This window comes from Serratia sp. CY81684, from assembly GCF_052166595.1.
GTDB classification, from domain to species: Bacteria; Pseudomonadota; Gammaproteobacteria; order Enterobacterales; family Enterobacteriaceae; genus Serratia; species Serratia nematodiphila.
In genome coordinates, this window is record NZ_JBJNOO010000001.1 from 65,496 (window position 1) to 91,492 (window position 25,997).

The following is a 25,997-nucleotide window of genomic DNA, read 5'->3' on the forward strand; positions in this document are numbered from 1 at the left end:
TAATGGCGATGATTATAAAGGCCGCGGCGGCGGCTGTCCCGGCGCAATGATGATGACAACCGGATGATTTTTCGTTACTGCGGGAAATAATCGCTATGCTTACTGCCTATAACAGCCGGTTTTTTTCATAAAAGTGTCACAAAACTGACGCATAATGGCGCCCGAAAAGTCGCTAACACATTGGCAGGATTGACGATGGCAAGACGCATACTGGTGGTGGAAGACGAAGCGCCGATCCGTGAGATGGTGTGCTTTGTGTTGGAACAGAATGGTTACCAACCGTTGGAAGCCGAAGATTATGACAGCGCCGTGACGCGTCTGTCTGAGCCGTTCCCTGATTTGGTGTTGCTTGACTGGATGTTGCCCGGTGGTTCCGGCATTCAGTTTATCAAACATATGAAGCGCGAAGCGCTGACCCGCGATATCCCGGTGATGATGCTGACCGCGCGCGGCGAAGAAGAAGACCGGGTGCGCGGCCTGGAAGTGGGGGCGGATGATTACATCACCAAGCCGTTCTCGCCCAAGGAGCTGGTGGCGCGCATCAAAGCGGTCATGCGCCGCATTTCGCCGATGGCGGTGGAAGAAGTGATTGAAATGCAAGGGTTGAGCCTGGATCCGTCCTCCCACCGCGTAATGGCGAACGATCAGGCGCTGGATATGGGGCCGACCGAGTTCAAGCTGCTGCACTTCTTTATGACCCACCCGGAGCGGGTTTATAGCCGCGAGCAGTTGCTTAATCACGTCTGGGGCACTAACGTTTATGTGGAAGACCGTACCGTTGACGTGCATATCCGTCGGCTCCGCAAGGCGTTAGAAACCAGTGGGCATGATAAAATGGTTCAAACCGTTCGGGGCACCGGCTACCGGTTCTCAACGCGCTACTGATCGCGCCGCGCTGGAGAATATGCCGTGTTAGAACGTCTGTCGTGGAAGAGGCTGGCTTTGGAGCTGGCTCTTTTCTGTCTGCCCGCCTTACTGCTGGGGCTGATTTTCGGTTATCTGCCCTGGTTCCTGCTGGCCTCTGCGCTGGCTGCGCTGGTGTGGAATTTCTACAACCAGCTCAAACTCTCCCATTGGCTGTGGATCGACCGCAGCATGACGCCGCCGCCCGGCCGCTGGAGCTGGGAGCCGCTGTTCTATGGCCTGTATCAGATGCAGCAGCGCAACCGCCGCCGCCGGCGCGAGCTGGCGCTGCTGATCAAGCGCTTTCGCAGCGGGGCCGAATCGCTGCCTGACGCGGTGGTGATGACCACCGTCGAAGGCAATATCTTCTGGTGCAACGGGCTGGCGCAGCATCTGCTCGGCTTTCGCTGGCCGGAAGACAACGGCCAGCACATCCTTAACCTGCTGCGTTATCCGGAATTCAGCCACTATCTGCAACAGCAGGAGTTTTCGCGCCCGCTGACGCTGCAGCTGAACAACGAACACTACGTCGAATTCCGCGTGATGCCGTATTCCGAAGGGCAATTGCTGATGGTGGCGCGCGACGTCACCCAGATGCGTCAGTTGGAGGGCGCGCGGCGCAACTTCTTCGCCAACGTCAGCCATGAGCTGCGTACGCCGCTGACGGTGCTGCAGGGCTATCTGGAGATGATGGGCGACGAAGAGCAGGATGGCTCGCTGCGCAGCAAGGCGCTGAGCACCATGCAAGAGCAGACTCGCCGGATGGACGGGCTGGTCAAGCAACTGCTGACGCTGTCGCGCATCGAGGCGGCGCCCAATGTCGACATGAACGAGCGGGTGGATATTCCGCTGATGCTGCGGGTGTTGCAGCGTGAGGCGCAATCGCTGAGCGGCGGCAATCACGAGATCACCTTCCGGGTGAACGAACAGCTCAACGTGTTCGGCAATGAAGACCAGTTGCGCAGCGCGGTGTCTAACCTGGTGTACAATGCGGTCAACCACACGCCGAAGGGCACCCATATCGAAGTCAGCTGGCAGCAGACGGCGCATGGCGCGCAGTTCCAGGTCAGCGACAACGGGCCTGGCATCGCCGCCGAGCACCTGCCGCGCCTGACCGAGCGTTTCTACCGCGTCGACAAGGCCCGCTCGCGCCAGACCGGCGGCAGCGGGCTGGGGCTGGCGATCGTCAAGCACGCGCTCAGCCATCACGACGCGCGGCTGGAGATCCTCAGCGAACCGGGGATCGGCACCCGCTTTATCTTTACCTTGCCCAATCGGTTGATTGTTCCCGCCGCTTTATCAGAGAATGCGGTGAAAAATTAACGCGAGACACCGGTATGACCCGAATCACCCGAGGGCTGTTGCTTTGCCTGGCGCTGCTGGCCGGACGCGGCGCGCTGGCGCAGCCTGACGGCATGTTGGCGGGCAACCTGTCCAGCGTCGGCTCCGACACGCTGGCGAATCTGATGGCGCTGTGGGCGCAGGATTTCAGCCAGCATTATCCCAACGTCAACCTGCAGATCCAGGCCGCCGGTTCGTCGACCGCGCCGACCGCGTTGGCGGCGGGCGCCGCGCAGCTGGGCCCGATGAGCCGGCCGATGAAGGCGGCCGAGGTTTCGGCGTTCGAACACCGTTACGGCTATGCGCCGCTGGCGGTGCCGGTAGCGGTGGATGCGCTGGTGGTGTTGGTGCATCAGGACAATCCGCTGCGCGGCCTCAACCTGCAGCAGCTCGACCGCATTTTCTCCGCCACCCGGCGCTGCGGCGAAAGCCAGCCGCTGACGCGCTGGGGCGAGCTGGGGCTGCGCGGCGACTGGGCGACGCGCTCGCTGCAACGCTTCGGCCGCAACTCGGCGTCCGGCACCTACGGCTATTTCAAACTGCGCGCGCTGTGCGGCGGCGATTTCATGCCGCGCGTCAATGAGCTGCCCGGTTCGGCCTCGGTAGTGCAGGCGGTGGCCGGTTCGCTCAACGGCATCGGCTACGCCAGCATTGGCTTTCGCGCCAGCGGCGTGCGGCTGCTGCCATTGGCGGAGTCGGGAGAGGACTATGTCGCGCCTACCGCCGCCAACGTGCGCAACGATCGCTACCCGCTGTCGCGCTATCTGTATATCTACATCAACAAAGCCCCCCATCAACCGCTGGAGCCGCTGACCGCCGCGTTTCTCGATCGCGTGCTGTCGACACCAGGGCAAAGCCTGGTCAATCACGACGGCTATCTGCCACTGCCGCCGGCCGCCCTGCAGAAGACCCGCCAGGCGCTCGGGTTGCCACCGCTCGCGCCGGCCACGGTGCAATAAGCGACAAAAAGCGGCGTAATTTTCGCCTTTTCTCACGGCAAAACGGAGCTTATACCACGCGAAAACCGGGCATTTATTGGCGTTTTCGCGCGGTAAAGTGCTATATGCTTCACGTTTCGTGAATTCATTGTTCAAAAATGATACAAATCATGTAGTGTATATTTATTGATAGCCAATATGATCGACTGGTGGCTAAAGTTTATATGGTCGATAGCTCTGCTTTTCGCCGTGCGTCTTGCCTTGAAGCGCTATAAACGTTTACCTTAGCCTTCGTTGTCGGATTAAACCTCCATTTTTATAACTCCTAAAATTTTGCCCATCTTCATGAGCGGCCACTTTCGAATAGGGACATAAACGCCGGATCGACTGCGTTTAGGGTGCTTATTTGGCGCTGCGACGATCGGGCATGCCGGCAACCGGGTGGGGCGTTTCGCCACCACGCTATCGGACAATTTTTTTCATTTGAACAGGCAACACGACATCGTATGAGTCATCGTTTAACGTCAAAAGATATCCTGGCACTGGGCTTTATGACCTTTGCCTTATTCGTTGGGGCCGGGAACATCATTTTCCCGCCGATGGTCGGCTTGCAGTCCGGTGAACACGTCTGGACTGCGGCGCTGGGCTTCCTGATCACCGCCGTGGGCCTGCCGGTCATCACCGTCATCGCGCTGGCGCGCGTCGGCGGCGGCATCGACGCCCTCAGTTCGCCGATCGGCCGCGGCGCCGGCCTGCTGCTGGCGACCGTCTGCTACCTGGCCGTTGGCCCGCTGTTCGCCACGCCGCGCACCGCCACTGTGTCCTTCGAAGTGGGCATCGCCCCGCTGACCGGCGACGGTGCCATGCCGCTGTTCATCTACAGCCTGGTGTACTTCGCGCTGGTGATCGGCATCTCCCTGTATCCGGGCCGCCTGCTCGATACCGTCGGCCACGTGCTGGCGCCGCTGAAGATCGTCGCGCTGGCCGTACTGGGCATCGCCGCGCTGCTGTGGCCTGCCGGCGCGCCGATTCCGGCGACGACGGCTTATCAGAGCGTGCCTTTCTCCTCCGGCTTCGTTAACGGCTATCTGACCATGGATACGCTGGGCGCGCTGGTGTTCGGCATCGTTATCGTCAACGCGGCGCGCTCGCGCGGCGTGAAAGACGCCGGCCTGTTGACCCGTTACACCATTCTGGCCGGTTTGATCGCCGGCGTGGGCCTGACGCTGGTGTACCTGAGCCTGTTCAAGCTGGGTTCCGGCAGCGGCGCGCTGGTTCCTGACGCCACCAACGGCGCGGTGATCCTGCACGCTTACGTTCAGAACACCTTCGGCGGCCTGGGCAGCTTCTTCCTGGCGGCGCTGATCTTCATCGCCTGCATGGTGACCGCGGTAGGCCTGACCTGCGCCTGCGCCGAGTTCTTCGCGCAATACCTGCCGTTCTCGTACAAGACGCTGGTGTTTATTCTGGGCCTGTTCTCGATGGTGGTGTCCAACCTCGGCCTGAGCCACCTGATCCAGATCTCCATTCCGGTGCTGACCGCGATTTACCCGCCGTGCATCGTGCTGGTGGTGCTGAGCTTCACCCTGCGTTGGTGGCACAGCGCGCCGCGTATCATCGCGCCGGTGATGCTTGTCAGCCTGTTGTTTGGTATTCTTGACGCGGTGAAAGCGTCCAGCTTCCAGCAGCTGCTGCCGGCCTGGACCACTCACCTGCCGCTGGCGGAGCAGGGGTTGGCATGGTTGCCGCCTTCGCTGCTGATGCTGGTGCTGGTCGCGATTTATGATCGGGTGTGCACGCGTTCCCAAGTGACCGCGCACTGATAATCCCCCGGCTTAATCCAGGGCCACGGACATGTCCGTGGCTTTTTTACGTTTAAAACTATGGGTCATCTTCATGCAACAACAGTCACCCACCACCGCCTCCGACAATAAGCTGAAACGCGGCCTCAGTACGCGCCATATCCGCTTTATGGCGCTGGGATCGGCCATCGGCACCGGGTTGTTCTACGGCTCGGCGGACGCCATCAAAATGGCCGGCCCGAGCGTGCTGCTGGCTTACCTGATCGGCGGCATCGTGGCCTTCATCATCATGCGCGCACTGGGGGAGATGTCGGTCAATAACCCGCAGGCCAGCTCATTTTCCCGCTACGCGCAGGACTACCTCGGCCCGATGGCGGGTTACATCACCGGCTGGACTTACTGCTTTGAAATTCTGATCGTCGCCATCGCCGACGTGACCGCCTTCGGCATTTATATGGGCGTCTGGTTCCCGGAAGTGCCACACTGGATCTGGGTGCTGAGCGTGGTGCTGATCATCGGTGCCATCAACTTGATGAGCGTCAAGGTATTCGGCGAGCTGGAGTTCTGGTTCTCGTTCTTCAAGGTCGCCACCATCATCATCATGATCGCGGCCGGCATCGGCATCATCATCTGGGGTATCGGCAACGGCGGGCAACCGACCGGCATTCATAACCTGTGGTCGAACGGCGGCTTCTTCAGCAACGGCGTTATCGGCATGATCCTGTCGCTGCAGCTGGTGATGTTCGCTTACGGCGGCATTGAAATCATCGGCATCACCGCCGGCGAAGCCAAAGATCCGAAAAAATCGATTCCCAAAGCCATCAACTCGGTGCCGTGGCGCATTCTGGTGTTCTACGTCGGTACGCTGTTTGTCATCATGTCGATCTACCCGTGGAACCAGGTGGGCACCAACGGCAGCCCGTTCGTGCTGACCTTCCAGCATATGGGCATCACCGTGGCGGCAGGCATCCTCAACTTCGTGGTGATCACCGCTTCGCTGTCGGCGATCAACAGCGACGTGTTCGGCGTTGGCCGCATGCTGCATGGCATGGCCGAGCAGGGCCATGCGCCGAAGATGTTCAGCAAGGTGTCGAAACGCGGCATTCCCTGGGTGACGGTGGTGGTGATGATGCTGGCGCTGCTGCTGGCGGTGTACCTCAACTACATCATGCCGGAGAGCGTATTCCTGGTGATCGCCTCCCTGGCGACCTTCGCCACCGTGTGGGTGTGGATCATGATCCTGTTCTCCCAAATCGCCTTCCGCCGCAGCCTGAGCAAAGAGCAGGTGAAGCAGCTGGCGTTCCCGCTGCGCGGCGGGGTGTTCACCTCGGTGGTGGCGATCGTGTTCCTGGTATTCATCATCGGCCTGATCGGCTATTTCCCGACCACGCGCGTCTCGCTGTACGCCGGCCTGGTCTGGGTGGTGTTGCTGCTGGCGGGGTACTGGTTCAAGGTCAACCGCCAGAAAAAACGCGCGCTGCTGGCGACGCAGCAAGACTAAATGAAAAAACACCGGCTGAGGCCGGTGTTTTTTTAGGGGCAGGCGTTAAGCGAAGTCCAGCTTGCGCAGTTTAGAAACGTCGATGGACTGCCTGGCCTGCCACAGATCGTAAGCATCCTGCATGCCCATCCAAACCTGTTCGGAACTGCCTATCACGATGGACAGGCGGATGGCCATTTCCGGCGAGATATCGGATTTTCCGCTGATCAGGCGTTGAACCGTGGAGGGGGCGACGTCCAGCGCTTTAGCCAGCGCGCGCGCGCTGAGATTCAGCGTTTCCATGGTTTCTTTGATCAACTCGCCAGGATGAGGGGGGTTATGCATGCGGTTCATTAGTGATAGTCCTCATAATTCACGATATAAACATCACCCTCGACCAGTTCAAACGTGATACGCCAGTTGCCGGTTACGGTGACGGACCATTGCCCGCTGCGAGCGCCCGTTAGCGGGTGCAAGAAGAAGCCGGGCAGATCCACGTCATCAATCACTTTCGCCAGATCCAGCACGCTCAGCCGCAGCGCGATTTTCTTCGCCTGTTTGGCGTCGATACCTGCCGTTGAACCGGTTTCGAAAAATTTTTTGAGTCCTTTATGCTTGAAGCTTCTTATCATCCTGATGGCTCCATGAGTGTTGCGCTATACGCATCATAGCCAGGTGTTGCGTATGGCGCAACAAAATGGAGCGTTTTTTGACCTTTATGTCAGGCGTTTATCTTCCACTTCCTCATCCCCGGCGGCGCGCGCTTCGATGCGCATACCGCCGTCGTTCAGGCGTTCCTCCTCTTCCTCGCCGGCGCAGCGTGCCAGCACTTCGCGAATGTCCTGCAGATTGCTGCTAAGGGCGCTCAGCGAAGGTTGCAGATTGCGGGGCATGCGGCTTTCATCCAGCGATGCGCTGTGCAGGCAGCCGATAAACAGCAGCGTGGCCATCAGGGTGAACAGCCGATGACGTAACCGTTTCAGCAAGAGCTTTCCCTCTCGGTGGTGAAGGTGATGGCGCATTAACGCCGTTTTCGCCGGGGAAAAGAAGGGGATGGAGATATCTGCTGGCAATTGAAAGCGAATAATTACCAGCAGACACAGTTACGTCAGCCGACGTCAGGAAGCGTTCGCGCTTTGTTGCAGCATGCCGCGCAGGTCGTTGCCGGTCGGCGTCTGATGCACGCGCAGGCCGAACTCGTCGATCACCGCCAGGATATGGTCGAAAATATCCGCCTGAATGCTTTCATACTCCGCCCAGACCGTGGTGTTGGTGAAGGCGTAGATTTCCAGCGGCAGGCCCTCCGGCGTCGGCGCCAGCTGGCGCACCATCAGCGTCATGTTCTGGTGAATACGCGGATGAGCGCGCAGGTAGGCTTCCAGATAGGCGCGCAGCGTGCCGAGGTTGGTGAGACGGCGGCCGTTGAGCGGCGAGGCCAGATCGACGGCGATCTCCTGGTTGTGCTGGCTCAGCTCCTGGGTTTTGTTATTCAGATAGCTGTGCAGCAGCGGGTTGCGCTGCAGGCGGCGCTGTTCCTCTTCCGACAGGAAGTGCACGCTGCCGGTGTCGATATTCAAGCTGCGCTTGATGCGGCGCCCGCCGGATTCCGACATCGAACGCCAGTTCTTGAATGAGTCGGAGATCAGCGCATAGGTGGGGATGGTGGTGACGGTGTTGTCCCAGTTGCGCACTTTGACCGTGGTCAGGCCGATGTCGGTGACCGCGCCGTCGGCGCCGTATTTCGGCATTTCCAGCCAGTCGCCGATCTTGAGCATATCGTTGGCGGAGAGCTGAATGCCGGCCACCAGCCCGAGGATCGGATCCTTGAACACCAACATCAAGACCGCGGTCATGGCGCCCAGGCCGCTGAGCAGCAGCAGCGGCGATTTGCCCATCAGCAATGAGACGATCATGATGCCGATCAGGATCGCCGCCACCAGTTTCAGGCCCTGGAAAATGCCGCGTAGCGGCAGCTGATTGGAAATCGGGCTTTGGCGCAGCAGCGCCAGCAGCGTATCCAGCAGCGAAAACAGCGACAGCAGGGTGAAGGCGAGGATCCACACCTGCGCGGCGGTGACGATCACCGCCTGGGTCTGGCTGCCGCTCTGCAGCCACAGCGTCGCCTGGATACTGATGATCACCCCTTGCAGCAGCAGTGCCACGCGCTGGAACAGTTTGTATTGGGTGATGGCCTGTTGCCAGACGCGCTGCGATTGCTGGCCACGGCGCTGAAGAGCAGCCAACACCACCCGGTGCAGCACCAGGTGGATCGCTACCGAGATCAGAACAATCAACCCCAATACCATCAACAGCGACATCACTCCGCCGAATTCCAAACCAAACTGTTCCAGCCAGCGCGTTATCTGTTGTTGCATTACCGCTCCTTAAAAAATGCGCAAAAAATATCCTGTAAACTTAAAACGCGTTAGCCTAAGGGGTAACGTGCAGGATTTGTACCTGTTTACCTTTTTTTACATCAAGTTAGCGTTATTTTTCGGTCTCCGCCCCCCGGCTCATCCCCGGGTTTTGCGGCCAGAGAGGAGGGGGAGTTGCACTTAACGTGGCATTGTTCGTTTCTTGAAGAACGCCGTCGATTTCGTTTGGTACAGCAGGAGAACAGTATGCTTAACGCCTGGCATCAACCGGTCCCGCCTTTTGTGGTGAAACAAGGGCAACGTTTGGATATCACGCTGTGGTTACAAGGGGATGAACTGCCGGAACGGGTGTTTTTGCGCGCCGAACCGGACAATGAAGAGTGGCTACTGGTGATGAAAGCGCAGCGCCACGAGGGGATGCGGCGCTACCAGGCCAGCCTGACGCTGAATGAGGGCGAGCCGACGCGGCGATACTGCTTCAAGCTGCTGTGGGCCGATCGCCAACAGTGGTTCGGCCCGCAGGGCTGGTCGTCAACGCCGCCGGGCCAGCTGGCGCAGTTCGCCGTCGACGATCCTGACAATGGCCCCGAGTGGGTGGCGGATCAGCTGTTCTACCAGATTTTCCCCGATCGCTTCGCCAGCAGCGGCGGCGAGCACGGCATCCAGAGCGGCAGCTATCGCCATCATGCGGCCGGCGCCGAGGTAATTCGGCGCGACTGGCAGCACCCGTTGGAGGATCGCCACGCCGCCTCGACCTTTTACGGCGGCGATCTGGACGGCATCAGCGGCAAACTGCCGTACCTGCAGCAGCTGGGCGTGACGGCGTTGTACCTGAACCCGATTTTTACCGCGCCGAGCGTGCATAAGTACGATACCGAGGACTATTACCAGGTCGATCCGCACTTCGGCGGCAACGCGGCGCTGCAGCGTTTGCGAGTAAGCACTCACAAGGTGGGCATGAAACTGGTGCTGGACGGGGTATTCAACCACACCGGTGATTCGCACCCGTGGTTTGACCGCCATCGTCAGGGCGAAAACGGCGCCTGTCACCACCCCGATTCGCCGTATCGCGGCTGGTTCAACTTCTACCCGGACGGCCGCGCGCTCGACTGGAAGGGCAACGCCAGCCTGCCGAAGCTCAACTTCGCCGAGCCGCAGGTGGCGGAAGCGATTTATCAGGGCGAAGGCAGCGTGGTGCGTCACTGGCTGCGCCCGCCGTACAGCATCGACGGCTGGCGGCTGGACGTGGTGCATATGCTGGGGGAGAACGGCGGCGCCACCGGCAATCTGCGCCACCTGGCGGGCATCTATCAGGCGGTGAAGCAGGAGAATCCGCAGGCCTATGTCTTGGGCGAGCACTTTGGCGACGCGCGCCGCTGGCTGCACGCCGGCGTGGAGGATGCGGCGATGAACTACATGGGCTTCGCGCTGCCGGTGCGGGCGTTTTTGGCGGGGCTGGACGTGGCCTACCACCCGGTGCGGCTGGACGCCGCCGGGTGCGCGCAGTGGATGGACGGTTACCGCGCCGGGCTGCCGCACAGCCGCCAGCTGATCCAGTTCAATCAGCTGGACAGCCACGATACCGCGCGTTTCCTCACGCTGTTGCAGGGGAACGCGGCGCGCATGCAGATGGCGGCGGTGTGGCTGCTGAGCTGGATCGGTGTGCCTTGCCTCTATTATGGCGATGAGATTGGGTTGGACGGCGGCAACGATCCGTTCTGCCGCAAGCCGTTCCCGTGGGACGTCGGCGACTGGGACCGGCCGCTGCTGGCGCTGTTCCAGCGCATGGCGGCGCTGCGTAAACAGAGCCTGGCCTTGCGCCGTGGCGGCTGCCAGGTGCTGTACGCCAGCGGCGAAACGCTGGTGTTCGTGCGCCTGTATCAGCAGGAGCAGGTGCTGGTGGCGCTGCAGCGCGACGGCAGCGGCCAGGCGCAGCTGCCGCATAACCCGCTGTTGGCGCGCGGCCCGTGGCGGCGTGTGGAAGGGCGGGGAGAGTTGAGCGAAACGGCGGGCGGGTTGCGCCTGCAGTTGGCGGAAGAGTCGGCCACCGTATGGCGCTGCGAGGGCTAAAGGGAGTGCGGGGGCAGAAACGCCCCCGCGATTAAGGTGAGTGGGTATTTACATCAGTAACCGACAGCCGAGCCTGCCGGACGGCGCACGTCGTTGGCGCCGTACAGATAGCCTTCACGCACTTTACCGGAAACTGCCGAATCGTTGCCGGAGTTGGCCGGGCTGACGCCCGCCGCGCCCGGCAAACCGACCAGAATCAGTTCGGCGGCGCCCCACGGCGTTTGCTCGACCATCTTATAACCCATGCCGCTCAGCAGCTTCAGCGTATCGGCGGAAACGCCGCGCTGTTCGTAGTACACCTCATCCGGCAACCATTGGTGATGGATGCGCGGTGCGTCTACCGCTTCCTGCGGCGCCATGCCGTGGTCGATCACGTTCAACGCAGTCTGCAGGGTGATGGTGATGATGCGCGAACCACCAGGCGAGCCTAGCACCATAAAGATCTTGTTGTCCTTGGTTACCAGCGTCGGGCTCATTGACGATAGTGGGCGCTTACCGGGGGCAATGCTGTTGGCGGTGCCCTGCACCAGCCCGTACAGGTTTTTCTCGCCCACTTTGACCGTAAAATCGTCCATCTCGTCGTTGAGGAAGAAGCCGGTGCCCGGTGCGATCACCACGGCGCCGAAGCGGCCGTTGACGGTATAGGTGGTGGAGACCGCGTTGCCGTCGTGATCGACGATCGAATAGTGGGTGGTTTCCGGCTTCTCATGCGGCTCCATGCCGGGCTGCACGTTTTCCGACGGCGTGGCCTTGTCCGCGACGATTTTCTTGCGGATCTGCTCGGCGTAGCTCTTGCTCACCAGCCGGTCGATCGGGTTCTTGATGAATTCCGGGTCGCCAAGGTAGGTGTTGCGATCCATGTAGGCATGGCGCATCGCTTCGGTCATGGTGTGAATGGCCGCCGCCGAGTTGAAGCCCATGCTCTTCAGATCATAGCCTTCCACCACGTTGAGGATTTCGCACAGCGTCACGCCGCCGGAGCTGGGAGGCGGCGCTGACACGAACTTGTAGCCGCGATAGCTGCAGGTGATCGGTGGGGTTTCGGTGACTTTATAGTTGGCGAAGTCGGCCGCCGTCAAAATGCCGCCGCCCTGTTTGGCCGCCGCCTCCACCGACTGCGGGATCTTGCCTTTATAGAAGGCGTCGGTTCCGCCTTTGGCGATGGCCTCCAGCGTGTTGGCCAGATCGGTTTGCACCAGTTTATCCCCCGGCTGCAGCGGGCTGCCGTCCGGGCGCAGGAAGATTTTGGCCGACTCGGGATCCTGTTTGAAACGTGCAACGGTGGTGTCGAGAATATCGGTATCGGCGCGGGTCAGCACAAAGCCTTCGCGCGCCAGCTTGATCGCCGGCGCCAGCACCTGTTCACGGCTCAGTTTGCCGTACTTCTCACGCGCGGTTTCCATTCCCAGCACGGTGCCCGGCACGCCCGCCGCCAGATAGCCGTACAGGCTGGCATCTTTCTTCACCTTGCCGTCGGCATCCAGATACATGTTGGCGCTGGCCGCCGCCGGCGCGGTTTCGCGGAAGTTGATGAAGGTGTCGGTGCCGTCCGCCAGGTGGACGGTCATAAAGCCGCCGCCGCCGATGTTGCCGCAGCAGGGGTTAACCACCGCCTGCGCATAGCCGACCGCCACGGCGGCGTCGATGGCGTTGCCGCCCATTTTCAGGATATCCACGCCGACCTGCGAGGCCAGATGCTGCGAGGTGACCACCATGCCGTTTTGGGCTTCCACCGCCGGGTTGGATGCCGCATACAGGCTGCCGCTGACCAGCAGCGCCGCCATGGTCAGGGGTTTGCTCCATTTCTGTAAAAACATAGTTATTCCTACCCTGTCAGTTTTTTATTGTGTTGTGTTTGCTTGCCGTTGTTCGCTTGCAAAGCGCGAGCCAGCGTTATTGATAGTAGCCGCAGATGGGCGTACGCGCGGTGAACAGGGTAGGAAATGTGAGCGGAAACAGGGAAATAAAGCACTGAAGGCGGGCATATTGCCCTAAAAAGGGGCACAAAAAAACCGGCCCGTGGGCCGGTTGATTCACTATCAGGCTGAAATTACAGCTTGGCAGCGTTTTCAGACAGGTATTTTGCTACGCCGTCTGGGGAAGCGCCCATACCTGCTTTGCCTTTTTCCCACTGAGCCGGGCACACTTCACCGTGCTCTTCGTGGAATTGCAGCGCGTCAACGGTACGGATCATTTCATCGATGTTACGGCCGATTGGCAGGTCGTTAACCACCTGAGCACGCACGATGCCGTCTTTGTCGATCAGGAAGGAGCCGCGCAGCGCAACGCCGGCTTCCGGGTGTTCGATGCCGTAAGCTTTCTGGATTTCACGCTTAACGTCAGCAACCATTGCGTATTTCACTTCACCGATGCCGCCTTTGTCGACAGGGGTTTTACGCCATGCGTTGTGAACGAATTCTGAGTCGAAGGAAACGCCAACCACTTCAACGCCACGCTTCTGGAACTCTTCATAGCGGTGATCGAAAGCGATCAGCTCGGAAGGGCATACGAAGGTGAAGTCCATTGGCCAGAAGAACAGCACGGCTGGTTTGCCGTTCAGGTGCTTCTTCAGGTTGAAGTTTTCAACGATTTCGCCGCTACCCAGTACGGCAGCTGCAGTGAAGTCAGGGGCTTGACGAGTTACCAGGACCATAATTACTCCTGTAATAGGTGTTAAAGGGTGGATGTAAAAACAAGGACCAGTATAGGGGCCGTGACTTGGTGAATAAAGGGTAAAAGACCAATCGATGAGATAGCTTTCACCTATCAAAGTCGTTGATATAATTTATCGAGCTTTAAAAATAACCTTTTCCCACAAAAGGGCAAGCGGCAAAACGTAAATTCTTGCAAGGCGCTGCAATTTCAAACGCTTGGGCTTGACCTCAGAGCGTTTTTTCCTTCGCCTGCCGCATCATTTGCGGATAAAACTGCCAGAATTGTGTTTCAAGCTGATGATAATGTTGTTCGACGTCGGCGAACGAGCCGGCCAGCGCTTCGAGGCGCGGGCGGCGGCTGGCCATGCCCTGCAGCACCCGGGCGATGAACGGCAATTCGGCGTAGCGTTCCAGCCAGCGCTCCGGCCACAGATAGCCGTTCAGGTTCTGAAAACGCGGCGGCGTGAGCGGCAGGTAAGGTTCGATCTGGCTGCGGGCTTCCTGGGTGAACTGGTGCAGATCGCGCGAGGGCTCCAGCTGCTGCCAGTGGCGCGCCAGAAAATGGTCCCACACCACGTCGAGGGTAATCGGCGCCACGCGGCGGTAGGGGGCGCTGAAATAGTCGCGGCTGGTTTTGACCTGCGGCAGGCTGTCGGTCAACACGTCGACGCGGCGGTGCATCATGATGCCGGCCACCACGTCGGGCTGGTAGTCGGCGGCGGGGTTGCCGCGCACGAAGTCGGCCAGCAGGTTGCCCAGCAGCGAGCTGTCCGCCAGCATGGCCAGGTGAAGATGAGCGAGAAAATTCATCCCTCAACTATACCTGAAGTCAGGCAAATCCTCCTTATTTCTTGCCGCTGACCGCCCCCGGCTTTAGACTAGGCCGCCTGTTTTTTACCAACCAGTCCTAAATTGAAGAAGTGAATACCCATGCGCGTCGCTGATTTTTCGTTTGAACTTCCCGAATCCCTGATTGCCCATTATCCCCAGGCCGAGCGCAGCGCATGCCGCCTGCTGCAGCTGGACGGGCCGAGCGGGGCGCTGACGCATGGCGTATTCACCGATCTGCTGGACAAGCTGGAGGCCGGCGATCTGCTGGTGTTCAACAATACCCGCGTGATCCCGGCGCGCATGTTCGGCCGCAAGGTCAGCGGCGGCAAGATTGAAGTGCTGGTGGAGCGCGTGCTGGACGACCATCGCGTGCTGGCGCACGTGCGCGCGTCGAAAGCGCCGAAGCCGGGCGCTGAGCTGCTGCTGGGGGATGACGAGAGCATCGCCGCCACCATGGTGGCGCGCCACGAGACGCTGTTCGAGCTGCGCTTCAACGACGAGCGCGACGTGTTCACTATCCTCAACGCCGCCGGCCATATGCCGCTGCCGCCGTATATCGCTCGCCCGGATGAAGACGCGGACCGCGAGCTGTATCAGACGGTCTACAGCGAGAAGCCGGGCGCGGTCGCCGCGCCGACCGCCGGCCTGCACTTCGACGAACCGCTGTTGGCGGCGCTGCGCGCCAAGGGCGTGGAAATGGCGTTCGTGACGCTGCACGTCGGCGCCGGCACCTTCCAGCCTGTGCGCGTGGAAACCATCGAAGATCACGTGATGCACGCCGAATACGCCGAGGTGCCACAGGAGGTCGTGGATGCGGTGCTGGCCTGCAAAGCGCGCGGCAAGCGCGTGGTGGCGGTGGGTACCACCTCGGTGCGTTCGCTGGAAAGCGCCGCGGCGGCCAGCAAAGAGGCGCTGATTGCGCCGTTCTTCGGCGACACCAGCATCTTTATCTATCCGGGCTATCACTACCAGGTGATCGACGCGCTGGTGACCAACTTCCACCTGCCGGAATCCACCCTGATCATGCTGGTGTCGGCCTTCGCCGGCTATAAAAATACCATGAACGCCTATCAGCAGGCGGTGGCCGAGCAGTATCGCTTTTTCAGCTACGGCGATGCGATGTTCATCAGCCGTAATCCGCAGGCGGAAAACGAGTCCGTCGGCGGCTAAATTCCCGGGCTGCGCGCACGGCGCGGCCCCGTTTCAACGACATCAGACTGTTTCTCTGATGCTGGAGGCTTTGTGAAGTACGAACTACAAACTACCGATGGCCGCGCTCGCCGCGGCCGCCTGATTTTCGACCGCGGCGTGGTGGAAACCCCGGCCTTTATGCCGGTCGGCACCTACGGCACGGTCAAGGGCATGACGCCGGAAGAAGTGAAAGAAACCGGCGCGCAGATCCTGCTGGGCAACACCTTCCACCTGTGGCTGCGCCCTGGCCAGGAGATCATGAAGCTGCACGGCGATCTGCACGATTTCATGCAGTGGCCGGGCCCGATCCTCACCGACTCCGGCGGTTTCCAGGTGTTCAGCCTGGGGGCGATGCGCAAGATCAAAGAGGAAGGCGTGTACTTCCGCAACCCGATCAACGGCGACAAGGTGTTCCTGAGCCCGGAAAAATCGATGGAAATCCAGTATGACCTGGGCTCCGACATCGTGATGATCTTCGACGAATGCACGCCGTACCCGGCCGACTGGGACTACGCCAAGCGTTCGATGGAAATGTCGCTGCGCTGGGCGGAGCGCAGCCGCAAGCGTTTCGACGAACTGGAAAATAAAAATGCGCTGTTCGGCATCATTCAGGGCGGCGTTTACGAAGATTTACGTGATGTTTCCGTCAAAGGGCTGGTGGATATCGGCTTTGACGGGTACGCTGTGGGCGGCTTGGCTGTAGGCGAGCCGAAAGAGGATATGCATCGCATTCTTGAACACGTTTGCCCGCAAATTCCGGAAGATAAGCCACGCTATTTGATGGGCGTCGGCAAGCCGGAAGATTTGGTGGAAGGCGTGCGCCGCGGCATCGACATGTTCGACTGCGTCATGCCGACCCGCAACGCCCGCAACGGCCATTTGTTCGTGACTGACGGTGTGGTAAAAATCCGTAATGCCAAGCACAAGGATGATACTTCTCCGCTGGATAAGGACTGTGATTGCTACACTTGTCGCCATTACAGCCGCGCCTACTTGCACCATCTCGACCGTTGCAACGAAATATTGGGTGCTCGACTGAACACGATTCATAACCTGCGTCACTACCAGCGCCTGATGGCGGGTTTACGCCAGGCTATCGAAGAGGGTAAATTAGAGCAGTTTGTTGCGGATTTCTATGGTCGGATCGGCAAGCCGATTCCGCCTTTAAACGCTTGATCTAATAATTGATAACTTAATGAGGGAATTTCAATGAGCTTTTTCATTTCTGACGCCGTCGCATCCGCAGGGGCTCCGGCTCAGGGAAGCCCGTACTCTCTGATCATTATGCTGGTGGTGTTCGGCCTGATCTTCTACTTCATGATCCTGCGCCCACAGCAGAAACGCGCGAAAGATCACAAGAAGCTGATGGACTCCATCGGTAAAGGCGACGAAGTGCTGACCACCGGCGGCCTGATCGGTCGCGTGACCAAAGTGGCCGACACCGGCATCATCGCCATCGCGCTGAACGACACCACGGAAGTGATGATCAAGCGTGACTTCGTGGCGGCCGTTCTGCCGAAAGGTACCATGAAGGCCCTGTAATCTTTTTTCCCGAAGGGAATTGCCGTGCTAAACCGTTATCCTTTGTGGAAGTATCTGATGTTGATCGTCGTGATCCTCGTCGGTCTGCTTTATGCGCTTCCCAACATCTACGGTGAGGATCCGGCCGTACAAATCACTGGCGCGCGCGGCGTCGCCGCCAGTGAAACTACGCTGGACCAGGTCCGTACCGTATTAGAAAAAGACAACATCGCGAGCAAGTCGATTGCGCTGGAAAATGGCGCCATCCTGGCTCGCTTTAAAGATCCTGACGTTCAGCTGCGCGCCCGCGAAGCGCTGGTGACCGAGCTGGGTGACAAATTCGTCGTGGCGCTGAACCTGGCGCCGGCCACGCCGACCTGGCTGGCCATGCTGGGCGCAGAGCCGATGAAACTCGGCCTGGACCTGCGCGGCGGCGTGCACTTCCTGATGGAAGTGGACATGGACACCGCGTTGAGCAAGCTGCAGGAACAGACCATGGATACCCTGCGCAGCGAGCTGCGTGAGAAGGGCATTCCTTACGCGTCTATCCGCAAGCTGGACAACAACGGCGTGGAAGTTCGCTTCCGCGACGATGCGGCCCGTGACCAGGCCATCAGCTACATCGGCCCGCGTCAGCGCGATCTGGTGCTGTCCGCCAATGGCGCCAACACCATGAAAGCCAACCTGACGGACGCCCGTCTGAGCGAAGCGCGCGAATACGCCGTACAGCAGAACATCACTATCCTGCGTAACCGCGTCAACCAGCTCGGCGTCGCCGAACCGCTGGTGCAGCGCCAGGGCGCCGACCGCATCGTGGTTGAGCTGCCGGGCATTCAGGACACCGCGCGCGCCAAAGAAATTCTGGGCGCCACCGCGACCCTGGAGTTCCGTCTGGTGAACACCAATGCGGATGCCACTGCGGCGGCCAATGGCCGCGTGCCGGGCGACTCCGAGGTGAAATACACCCGTGACGGCCAGCCGATCGTGCTGTACAAGCGCGTGATCCTGACCGGTGACCACATCACCGACTCCACTTCGAGCACCGACGAATACAACCAGCCGCAGGTTAACATCTCGCTGGACAGCGCCGGCGGCACGTCGATGTCCAACTTCACCAAGGACAACATCGGCAAGCCGATGGCGACCCTGTTCGTGGAGTATAAGGACAGCGGCAAGAAAGACGCCAACGGCCGTGCGGTGCTGGTGAAACAGGAAGAAGTGATCAACGTGGCGAACATTCAGTCGCGTCTGGGCAACAGCTTCCGCATCACCGGCATCGGCAACCCGAACGAAGCGCGTCAGCTTTCGCTGCTGCTGCGTGCGGGTGCGCTGATCGCGCCGATTCAGATCGTTGAAGAGCGCACCATCGGTCCAACCCTGGGTCAGCAGAACATTACTCAAGGTCTGGAAGCCTGTCTGTGGGGCCTGGTGGCGTCCATCGTCTTCATGGTGGTCTGGTACCGTAAGTTCGGCGTGATCGCCACCACGGCGCTGGTCGCCAACCTGGTGCTGATCGTCGGCGTGATGTCCCTGTTACCGGGGGCGACGCTGACCATGCCGGGCATTGCCGGGATCGTGTTGACGCTGGCGGTGGCGGTTGACGCCAACGTACTGATTAACGAACGTATCAAGGAAGAGCTGAAGAACGGCCGGTCCGTTCAGCAGGCGATCCATGAGGGCTATAAAGGCGCGTTCTCCAGTATCGTCGACGCCAACATCACCACCCTGATCACCGCGGTCATCCTGTACGCAGTGGGCACCGGTTCGATCAAAGGCTTTGCGATCACCACCGCTATCGGTGTGGCGACGTCCATGTTCACCGCGATTGTCGGTACCCGTGCCATCGTCAACCTGCTTTACGGCGGCAAACGCATTAACAAGCTGTCTATCTGAGGAGTGCGTTGTGGCACAGGATTATACTGTTGAGCAACTCAACTACGGCCGTAAAGTCTACGACTTTATGCGCTGGGACTATTTGGCCTTCGGCATCTCGTTGCTGCTGTTGGTCGCGTCGATTGTCACCATGTCGGTGCGCGGGTTTAACTGGGGTCTGGATTTCACCGGCGGTACGGTGATTGAAATCAACCTGGAGAAGCCGGCTAACCTCGACCTGATGCGCGATACGCTGGAGAAGGCCGGGTTCCAGGATCCGATCATCCAGAACTTTGGCAGCAGCCGCGACGTGATGGTGCGCATGCCACCGGCGACCGGCACCGCAGGCCAGGAACTGGGCAACAAGGTGATCGGCGTGATCAACGACTCGGTGGATAAAAACGCCACCGTGAAGCGTATCGAGTTCGTCGGCCCGAGCGTGGGCAGCGAACTGGCGCAAACCGGCGGCATGGCGCTGCTGGTGGCGTTGATCTGTATCCTGATCTACGTTGGTTTCCGCTTCGAATGGCGCCTGGCGCTGGGGGCGGTTATCGCGCTGGCGCACGACGTGATCATTACGCTGGGCGTGCTGTCGCTGTTCCACATCGAGATTGACCTGACCATCGTCGCGTCCCTGATGTCGGTTATCGGTTACTCGCTGAACGACAGCATCGTGGTTTCCGACCGTATTCGTGAGAACTTCCGCAAGATCCGCCGCGGCACGCCTTACGAGATCATGAACGTGTCGTTGACCCAGACGCTGAGCCGTACGCTGATGACTTCCGGTACTACCCTGATGGTGGTGCTGATGCTGTACATCTTCGGTGGCGCGATGCTGCAAGGCTTCTCGCTGGCGATGTTGATCGGCGTGTCGATCGGTACCGTCTCCTCCATCTACGTCGCGTCCGCGCTGGCGTTGAAACTGGGGATGAAACGCGAGCACATGCTGCAGCAAAAAGTGGAAAAAGAGGGCGCGGATCAGCCTTCGATTCTGCCTTAACCGCCGCAGTATTCAGCGAAATGAGAAGGAGCGCCGCCGGCGCTCCTTTTTTTTGCCTCGAGTTTTCAGTGTTGCTGCACCACCGCCGGTTGGGCGGTCGAAACCAGGCTGTGCAGACGGATGTAGCCCAATTGTTCCGGCGTCAGGCCGCTGAAGCGCAGCTCAAAGTCCTGGCCGGGTTTCGGCAGCAGCGAGTCGGCGCTGGCGATCGGTTGCGACAGCGCCTCGGCGGTCAACGGCCGCCCGGTGGCGTCGTCCAGTTGGCCCCACTCCACCACCGCGTTGAACGGCGGCAGCGTGGCCTGTGAGAGGGTGCGCACATGCAGCTGCGCCTGCGTGCCGTTGGCTTCGCTCTTGATGTGGCTCAGCGAAACGCTCAGCTCGCCGATGCCGCTCTGCAAACGGGCGGCGCTTCGGGCCGCCGGCAGCAGGTAGACGCCGTTGTCGGAGTGCTGATTGAGCAGATTTTGCCGCTCCAGCGCGGTGGTTTGATCGGTCAGCACGCTCACTTTCTGGTTCAGCGCGGCGACCTGATGGCGCAGTTGAGGGACGGCGGGGTTGTGCGCGCAGCCTGCCAGCAACACGGCGGCGGCGAGCAGGGCGATTTTGGGGTAACAGGTTGTCATGACGGCGATTTCCTATGCTGAATCTCCTGTTATCAGCTTAGTCCGCCCGGAGGGGAAAGTCATATCGGCGCCGCTTCCCGGCTGCGTGTCGCAACAAATGGCCGCCGCCCTTTGTTGTGGCTGCACTTCGGGGTAAACTGCATTTATCTATAAAAACGTTTATCAGGACGTGTTATGCATTGCCCTTTCTGCGCCGCCGTTGATACCAAAGTCATTGATTCCCGCCTGGTGGGGGACGGTTCGCAAGTGCGCCGCCGCCGCCAGTGTCTGGTGTGCAATGAACGCTTCACCACCTTCGAGGTGGCCGAGCTGGTAATGCCGCGAGTGATTAAAAGCGATGAGGTGCGCGAGCCGTTCAACGAAGACAAACTGCGCCGCGGCATGCTGAAAGCGCTGGAAAAGCGCCCGGTAAGCTCGGACGACGTGGAAAACGCCCTTAATCATATCAAATCCCAACTGCGCGCCACCGGCGAACGCGAAGTGCCGACCAAACTGGTGGGCAACCTGGTGATGGACGCGTTGAAAAAGCTGGATAAGGTGGCCTACATTCGCTTTGCGTCGGTATACCGCAGCTTCGAGGACGTGCGCGAGTTCGGCGAAGAGATCGCCCGCCTGCAAGACTAAAGGATCTTTCATGCATCACGACGAATTTTACATGGCGCGCGCCTTCGAGCTGGCGCGGCTGGGGCGTTTTACCACCGCGCCCAATCCGAACGTCGGCTGCGTTATCGTGCGCGACGGCGAAATTGTCGGTGAAGGCTATCATCTGCGCGCCGGCGAGCCGCACGCGGAAGTGCATGCGCTGCGCATGGCGGGCGACAAGGCGCGCGGCGCCACCGCCTATGTGACGCTCGAGCCGTGCAGCCATCACGGCCGCACGCCGCCCTGTGCCGATGCGCTGGTGGCCGCCGGCGTGACGCGGGTGGTCGCGGCGATGCAAGATCCCAATCCTCAGGTGGCGGGGCGCGGCTTGTACAAGCTGCAGCAAGCCGGCGTCGAAGTACGTCATGGCCTGATGCTGGCCGAGGCCGAAGCGGTCAACCTGGGCTTCCTCAAACGCATGCGCACCGGTTTCCCCTATGTGCAACTGAAGCTGGGCGCGTCGCTGGACGGGCGCACGGCGATGGCCTCCGGCGAGAGCCAGTGGATCACCTCACCCGAAGCGCGTCAGGACGTGCAGCGCCTGCGCGCGCAGAGCGCCGCGATCCTCAGCACCAGCGCCACCGTGCTGGCGGACGATCCGTCGCTGACGGTGCGTTGGGATGAGCTGGATGCCGAGACCCAGCGCCTCTATCCGCGCGAAAATCTGCGTCAGCCGCTGCGCATCCTGCTCGACAGCCAAAACCGCATTACCCCGCAGCACCGCGTGGTGCAGCAGCCGGGCGCCACCTGGCTGGCGCGCCTGCAGGCGGATGAACTGGCCTGGCCGCAAGACGTTGAGCAGTTTATCTGCCCGGCGCACGGCGGCGGCGTCGATCTGGTGGTGATGATGATGCTGTTGGCCAAGCGCCAGGTGAATTCAATCTGGGTGGAGGCGGGCGCATCGCTGGCCGGCGCGCTGCTGCAGGCCGGCCTGGTGGATGAGCTCATTTTGTACATCGCGCCAAAACTGTTGGGCGATAATGGCCGCGGCCTGTGTCATTTGCCGGGCCTGGAGCGGTTGGCCGACGCACCGGAATTCGTTTTTAGCGACGTGCGCCAGGTCGGCCCCGATCTGCGTTTGCGCCTGCGGGCGAAACACTGAATCTCGCGCCCGCGCGCCGGTTTTACAAAAGCGCCGCGCAGGCGATGAAAGAATATGATAGAATCCGCCCCCCTGCGGGGTATTGAACCCATTTTTAAGGAAAGCCCATGAAAGTTATCGAAGGTGTTGTTGCTACTCCAAATGCCCGTGTGGCGATCGCAATTGCACGTTTTAACAATTTCATCAACGACAGCCTGCTGGAAGGCGCCATCGACGCGCTGAAACGCATTGGTCAGGTTGCTGACGACAACATCACCGTTGTCTGGGTCCCGGGCGCTTACGAGCTGCCGCTGACGGCGAGCGTATTGGCCAAAACCGGCAAGTACGACGCGGTTATCGCGCTGGGCACCGTTATCCGTGGGGGCACCGCGCACTTCGAATATGTGGCGGGCGAAGCCAGCTCCGGCATCGGCAACGTTGCGATGAATGCCGAAATCCCGGTTGCCTTTGGCGTGCTGACCACCGAAAGCATCGAACAGGCGATCGAACGCGCCGGCACCAAAGCGGGCAACAAGGGCGCTGAAGCCGCGTTGACCGCACTTGAAATGATTAATGTTATCAAAGCTATTAAAGCCTGAATTTAGTTAAGGGGAATTCCGTGAAACCTGCTGCTCGTCGCCGCGCTCGTGAGTGCGCTGTTCAAGCGCTTTACTCTTGGCAGTTGTCTAAAAACGACCTTGCCGATGTTGAACACCAGTTCCTGACGGAGCAGGATGTCAAAGATGTTGACGTCGCCTATTTTCGCGAGTTGCTGTCCGGCGCGGCAGTGAATGCAGGTATGCTGGACGAACTGATGGCGCCATACCTGTCGCGTCAGCTCGAAGAGCTGGGCCAGGTGGAGCGCGCAGTGCTGCGCGTCGCGCTGTTTGAACTGAAAATGCGCGAGGATGTCCCTTACAAGGTGGCGATCAACGAAGCGATCGAGCTGGCGAAAACCTTCGGCGCGGAAGACAGCCACAAGTTTGTGAACGGGGTGCTGGATAAAGTGGCGCCAACCCTTCGCAAGAAAAAGTAAAACATTAAGGCCGGCATTCCCGGCCTTAATTTCTTCTCGTGGAATATCGATATGGCATGCGGCGAATTTGACCTCATTGCCCGCTATTTTGACCGGTTTAAGCGCGTGCGCCGGGATGTACAGTTGGGCATTGGAGATGACTGCGCACTGCTGGCAGTGCCGGAAAAACAGCTGGTGGCCGTCAGTACCGATACGTTGGTGGCGGGCGTGCACTTCTTGCCGGACATCGATCCGGCCGATCTTGGTTACAAAGCACTGGCGGTCAATCTGAGCGATCTGGCGGCGATGGGCGCCGATCCGGCGTGGCTCTCGCTGGCCCTGACGCTGCCGGAGGTGAACGAGCCCTGGCTGAAGGCCTTCAGCGACAGCCTGTTTGATCAGCTCAACTATTACGGCATGCAGCTGATCGGCGGTGATACCACGCGCGGCCCGCTGAGCATGACCTTGACCATTCAGGGGTTGATCCCGGCCGGCCGGGCGTTAACCCGCAGCGGCGCGCGTATCGGCGACTGGATCTACGTGACCGGCACGCTGGGCGACAGCGCCGCCGGTCTGGCGATCCTGCAGGATCGTCTGGCGGTGACGGATACGGCGGCGCGCGATTACCTGATCGCTCGCCATCTGCGACCGCAGCCGCGGGTGCTGCAGGGGCAGGCGCTGCGCGATCTGGCCAGCTCGGCGATCGACATCTCCGACGGCCTGATTTCCGATCTGAAACACATCCTGAAGGCCAGCGACTGTGGCGCACGCATCGTGCTGGACGAGCTGCCGATGTCGCAGGCGCTGAGCAGCCACGCGGATGCCGAGCAGGCGCTGCGTTGGGCGCTGGCGGGTGGCGAAGATTACGAGCTGTGCTTCACCGTGCCGGAGATCAACCGCGGCGCGCTGGAAGTGGCGCTGAGCCACCTCGGCGCCGACTACACCTGCATCGGCCAAATTGGTCCGCTGTCTGAAGGCATCCGCTATTATCGCAACGACGAAGCGGTAGAGCTGGACTGGGCCGGGTTCGATCATTTCAATGCGGAGCCGGGCACTCATGGATGAAGCCAAGCGTCGGCTGCGGATGAGCAATCCGTGGCACCTGCTGGCCACCGGTTTTGGCAGCGGTTTGTCGCCGGTGATGCCGGGCACCATGGGATCGCTGGCGGCGATCCCGTTCTGGCTGCTGCTGATCCAGCTGCCGTGGCAGCTCTACTCGCTGGCGGTGATGTTCAGCATCTGTATCGGTGTCTATATTTGCCACCGCACGGCAAAAGACATGAAGGTGCACGATCACGGCAGCATCGTCTGGGATGAGTTCGTCGGCATGTGGATCACGCTGATGGCGCTGCCGGTCAACGACTGGCGCTGGGTCGCCGCCGGTTTCGTCATCTTCCGCATTCTGGATATGTGGAAGCCGTGGCCGATCCGCTGGTTCGACCGCAACGTGCATGGCGGCATGGGCATCATGGTCGACGATATCATCGCCGGCGTGCTGTCTGCCGGTATCATCTACCTGATTGGCCACCACTGGCCGATCGGGCTGTTCTGACAGACGGGCGCGGCGTTTCGCGCCCGCTTCCCTTTATTCAAATCCCGTCACCCGATGCGGCACGTAAGCCGTCTCCAGTTCCGCCACCTCTTGCGGCGACAGACTCAAATCGACCGCGGCGATGGCGTCGTCCAACTGCTCGCTGCGTGACGCGCCAACGATCGGCGCGCTGACCGCCGGCTTGTTCAGCAGCCAGGCCAGCGCGATCTGCGCGCGTGAAACGCCGCGTTCTTCGGCGAGGCTGGCGACGCGTTCGGCGATGATGGCGTCGATGCCTTCAGTTTCCTCGTACAGGCTTTTGCCGAACTGGTCGGAAACCAGCCGCGCGGTGGTTTCGCCCCAGGGGCGGGTCAGGCGGCCGCGCGCCAGCGGGCTCCACGGCAGTACGGCGATGCCTTCGGCGGCGCACAGCGGGTGCATCTCGCGCTCTTCTTCGCGCTGGATCAGGTTGTATTGATCCTGCATGCTGACGAAGCGCGTCCAGCCGTGCAGATCGGCGGTATACAGCGCCTTGGCGAACTGCCAGGCGTATATGGAAGAGGCGCCGATGTAACGCGCCTTACCGGCTTTCACCACCTCGTGCAGCGCTTCCAGCGTCTCTTCCAGCGGCGTTTCGTAATCCCAGCGGTGGATTTGCAGCAAATCGACATAGTCAGTGCCCAGGCGCCGCAGGCTGTCGTCGATGGACTGCATGATGTTGGCGCGCGACAAACCGCGCTTCAGATTGCTCAGCGGGAAATAGACCTTGGTGGCGATAACGACGTCCTCGCGGCGTGCATAGTCGCGCAGCGCCCGGCCGAGGATCTCCTCGCTGCTGCCGTCGGAATAGCTGTTGGCGGTGTCGAAAAAGTTGATGCCGGCTTCCAGCGCCTGTTTCAGCAGCGGGCGGCTGCTCTCTTCCGGCAGCGTCCAGGCGTGATTGCCGCGGCTCGGTTCGCCGTAGGTCATGCAACCCAGGCAGATGCGCGAGACGTTCAGATCGGTGTTGCCCAGTTTCAGGTACTTCATGCTTGCCTCCCATTCACAGCTCAGACAGTAACTGTAGCGCGGATCCCGGAGGGCGGAAACGAAAACACCCCCGAAGGCGGAGGCGTTTTATCAGG

The 25,997-nt window shown here is 60.5% G+C and carries 26 protein-coding genes; 17 read left to right on the forward strand and 9 right to left on the reverse strand.

What is annotated here, in order from left to right; translation table 11 throughout:
* Positions 1-195 precede the first annotated feature (195 nt).
* The 5 genes from phoB to proY all read left to right on the forward strand — a co-directional run bounded on the left by phoB (position 196) and on the right by proY (position 6,485).
* Positions 196-885: a phosphate response regulator transcription factor PhoB gene (gene phoB, locus ACJ8QF_RS00350; RefSeq protein WP_004940438.1), complete on the forward strand. Its 690-nt coding sequence runs from the start codon at positions 196-198 to the stop codon at positions 883-885.
* Positions 886-909: 24 nt separating this feature from the next.
* Positions 910-2,226: a phosphate regulon sensor histidine kinase PhoR gene (gene phoR, locus ACJ8QF_RS00355; RefSeq protein ID WP_004940434.1), complete on the forward strand. Its 1,317-nt coding sequence runs from the start codon at positions 910-912 to the stop codon at positions 2,224-2,226.
* Positions 2,227-2,240: 14 nt separating this feature from the next.
* Positions 2,241-3,203, forward strand: a complete 963-nt coding sequence (locus ACJ8QF_RS00360; protein WP_004940432.1) for a PstS family phosphate ABC transporter substrate-binding protein — start codon at positions 2,241-2,243, stop codon at positions 3,201-3,203.
* A gap of 485 nt (positions 3,204-3,688) precedes the next feature.
* Positions 3,689-5,005: a branched-chain amino acid transport system II carrier protein gene (gene brnQ / locus ACJ8QF_RS00365; RefSeq protein ID WP_015376824.1), complete on the forward strand. Its 1,317-nt coding sequence runs from the start codon at positions 3,689-3,691 to the stop codon at positions 5,003-5,005.
* A gap of 73 nt (positions 5,006-5,078) precedes the next feature.
* The gene (gene proY / locus ACJ8QF_RS00370; RefSeq protein WP_004940425.1) at positions 5,079-6,485 is read left to right on the forward strand and encodes a proline-specific permease ProY; all 1,407 of its coding nucleotides are present in this window, start codon (positions 5,079-5,081) and stop codon (positions 6,483-6,485) included.
* 45 nt (positions 6,486-6,530) lie between these two features.
* Here proY and ACJ8QF_RS00375 read toward each other — a convergent pair whose 3' ends face one another.
* From ACJ8QF_RS00375 to ACJ8QF_RS00390, 4 genes are all read right to left on the reverse strand, one after another.
* Entirely contained in the window at positions 6,531-6,818 is a 288-nt protein-coding gene (locus ACJ8QF_RS00375; RefSeq protein WP_025160069.1) for a HigA family addiction module antitoxin, read from the reverse strand.
* Positions 6,818-7,096 carry a type II toxin-antitoxin system RelE/ParE family toxin gene (locus ACJ8QF_RS00380; RefSeq protein WP_019454217.1) on the reverse strand — a complete coding sequence of 93 codons (279 nt, stop codon included), beginning with the start codon at positions 7,094-7,096 and terminating at the stop codon, positions 6,818-6,820. The genes ACJ8QF_RS00375 and ACJ8QF_RS00380 overlap by 1 nt, the downstream gene beginning before the upstream one ends.
* Before the next feature lie 84 nt (positions 7,097-7,180).
* Positions 7,181-7,450, reverse strand: a complete 270-nt coding sequence (locus tag ACJ8QF_RS00385) for a hypothetical protein (protein ID WP_273875034.1) — start codon at positions 7,448-7,450, stop codon at positions 7,181-7,183.
* 132 nt (positions 7,451-7,582) lie between these two features.
* The gene (locus ACJ8QF_RS00390) at positions 7,583-8,839 is read right to left on the reverse strand and encodes a mechanosensitive ion channel family protein (protein ID WP_049188668.1); all 1,257 of its coding nucleotides are present in this window, start codon (positions 8,837-8,839) and stop codon (positions 7,583-7,585) included.
* Positions 8,840-9,085: 246 nt separating this feature from the next.
* Here ACJ8QF_RS00390 and malZ point away from each other — a divergent pair, with 246 nt between their 5' ends.
* Entirely contained in the window at positions 9,086-10,909 is a 1,824-nt protein-coding gene (malZ, locus tag ACJ8QF_RS00395) for a maltodextrin glucosidase (RefSeq protein WP_015376828.1), read from the forward strand.
* 53 nt (positions 10,910-10,962) lie between these two features.
* On the opposite strand, the gene ggt is transcribed toward malZ, so the two are convergent.
* From ggt to ACJ8QF_RS00410, 3 genes are all read right to left on the reverse strand, one after another.
* Positions 10,963-12,726 (reverse strand): gamma-glutamyltransferase, encoded by a 1,764-nt coding sequence (gene ggt, locus ACJ8QF_RS00400; RefSeq protein ID WP_004940406.1) that lies wholly within the window; start codon positions 12,724-12,726, stop codon positions 10,963-10,965.
* A gap of 233 nt (positions 12,727-12,959) precedes the next feature.
* Positions 12,960-13,562 carry a peroxiredoxin C gene (locus ACJ8QF_RS00405; protein ID WP_004940403.1) on the reverse strand — a complete coding sequence of 201 codons (603 nt, stop codon included), beginning with the start codon at positions 13,560-13,562 and terminating at the stop codon, positions 12,960-12,962.
* A gap of 229 nt (positions 13,563-13,791) precedes the next feature.
* Positions 13,792-14,373: an ACP phosphodiesterase gene (locus ACJ8QF_RS00410; RefSeq protein WP_004940396.1), complete on the reverse strand. Its 582-nt coding sequence runs from the start codon at positions 14,371-14,373 to the stop codon at positions 13,792-13,794.
* A gap of 120 nt (positions 14,374-14,493) precedes the next feature.
* On the opposite strand from ACJ8QF_RS00410, the gene queA reads away from it, so the two are divergent.
* The 5 genes from queA to secF all read left to right on the forward strand — a co-directional run bounded on the left by queA (position 14,494) and on the right by secF (position 19,978).
* The gene (gene queA, locus ACJ8QF_RS00415) at positions 14,494-15,564 is read left to right on the forward strand and encodes a tRNA preQ1(34) S-adenosylmethionine ribosyltransferase-isomerase QueA (RefSeq protein WP_004940394.1); all 1,071 of its coding nucleotides are present in this window, start codon (positions 14,494-14,496) and stop codon (positions 15,562-15,564) included.
* A 72-nt stretch (positions 15,565-15,636) separates the two neighbouring features.
* Positions 15,637-16,761, forward strand: coding sequence for a tRNA guanosine(34) transglycosylase Tgt (gene tgt / locus ACJ8QF_RS00420; RefSeq protein WP_004940392.1), 1,125 nt, complete (start codon positions 15,637-15,639; stop codon positions 16,759-16,761).
* Between the two features lie 33 nt (positions 16,762-16,794).
* Positions 16,795-17,127: a preprotein translocase subunit YajC gene (gene yajC, locus ACJ8QF_RS00425; protein ID WP_004940391.1), complete on the forward strand. Its 333-nt coding sequence runs from the start codon at positions 16,795-16,797 to the stop codon at positions 17,125-17,127.
* A gap of 24 nt (positions 17,128-17,151) precedes the next feature.
* Positions 17,152-18,999, forward strand: a complete 1,848-nt coding sequence (gene secD / locus ACJ8QF_RS00430; protein WP_004940390.1) for a protein translocase subunit SecD — start codon at positions 17,152-17,154, stop codon at positions 18,997-18,999.
* Positions 19,000-19,009: 10 nt separating this feature from the next.
* On the forward strand, positions 19,010-19,978 hold the full coding sequence (gene secF, locus ACJ8QF_RS00435) for a protein translocase subunit SecF (RefSeq protein ID WP_004940389.1): 969 nt from the start codon (positions 19,010-19,012) through the stop codon (positions 19,976-19,978).
* Positions 19,979-20,043: 65 nt separating this feature from the next.
* On the opposite strand, the gene ACJ8QF_RS00440 is transcribed toward secF, so the two are convergent.
* On the reverse strand, positions 20,044-20,604 hold the full coding sequence (locus ACJ8QF_RS00440; protein ID WP_442537175.1) for a DUF3251 domain-containing protein: 561 nt from the start codon (positions 20,602-20,604) through the stop codon (positions 20,044-20,046).
* Positions 20,605-20,778: 174 nt separating this feature from the next.
* Here ACJ8QF_RS00440 and nrdR point away from each other — a divergent pair, with 174 nt between their 5' ends.
* The 6 genes from nrdR to pgpA all read left to right on the forward strand — a co-directional run bounded on the left by nrdR (position 20,779) and on the right by pgpA (position 24,894).
* The gene (gene nrdR / locus ACJ8QF_RS00445) at positions 20,779-21,228 is read left to right on the forward strand and encodes a transcriptional regulator NrdR (protein ID WP_004940387.1); all 450 of its coding nucleotides are present in this window, start codon (positions 20,779-20,781) and stop codon (positions 21,226-21,228) included.
* Between the two features lie 10 nt (positions 21,229-21,238).
* Entirely contained in the window at positions 21,239-22,348 is a 1,110-nt protein-coding gene (ribD, locus tag ACJ8QF_RS00450) for a bifunctional diaminohydroxyphosphoribosylaminopyrimidine deaminase/5-amino-6-(5-phosphoribosylamino)uracil reductase RibD (RefSeq protein WP_442537176.1), read from the forward strand.
* A gap of 107 nt (positions 22,349-22,455) precedes the next feature.
* Entirely contained in the window at positions 22,456-22,926 is a 471-nt protein-coding gene (ribH, locus tag ACJ8QF_RS00455; protein ID WP_004940385.1) for a 6,7-dimethyl-8-ribityllumazine synthase, read from the forward strand.
* A gap of 20 nt (positions 22,927-22,946) precedes the next feature.
* On the forward strand, positions 22,947-23,363 hold the full coding sequence (nusB, locus tag ACJ8QF_RS00460; RefSeq protein WP_004940384.1) for a transcription antitermination factor NusB: 417 nt from the start codon (positions 22,947-22,949) through the stop codon (positions 23,361-23,363).
* Positions 23,364-23,414: 51 nt separating this feature from the next.
* On the forward strand, positions 23,415-24,407 hold the full coding sequence (gene thiL, locus ACJ8QF_RS00465) for a thiamine-phosphate kinase (protein ID WP_442537177.1): 993 nt from the start codon (positions 23,415-23,417) through the stop codon (positions 24,405-24,407).
* Positions 24,400-24,894 carry a phosphatidylglycerophosphatase A gene (gene pgpA / locus ACJ8QF_RS00470; protein ID WP_004940382.1) on the forward strand — a complete coding sequence of 165 codons (495 nt, stop codon included), beginning with the start codon at positions 24,400-24,402 and terminating at the stop codon, positions 24,892-24,894. Before thiL ends, pgpA begins: the two co-directional genes overlap by 8 nt.
* A gap of 33 nt (positions 24,895-24,927) precedes the next feature.
* On the opposite strand, the gene ACJ8QF_RS00475 is transcribed toward pgpA, so the two are convergent.
* Positions 24,928-25,902 (reverse strand): aldo/keto reductase, encoded by a 975-nt coding sequence (locus tag ACJ8QF_RS00475; RefSeq protein WP_442537178.1) that lies wholly within the window; start codon positions 25,900-25,902, stop codon positions 24,928-24,930.
* Positions 25,903-25,997 lie beyond the last annotated feature (95 nt).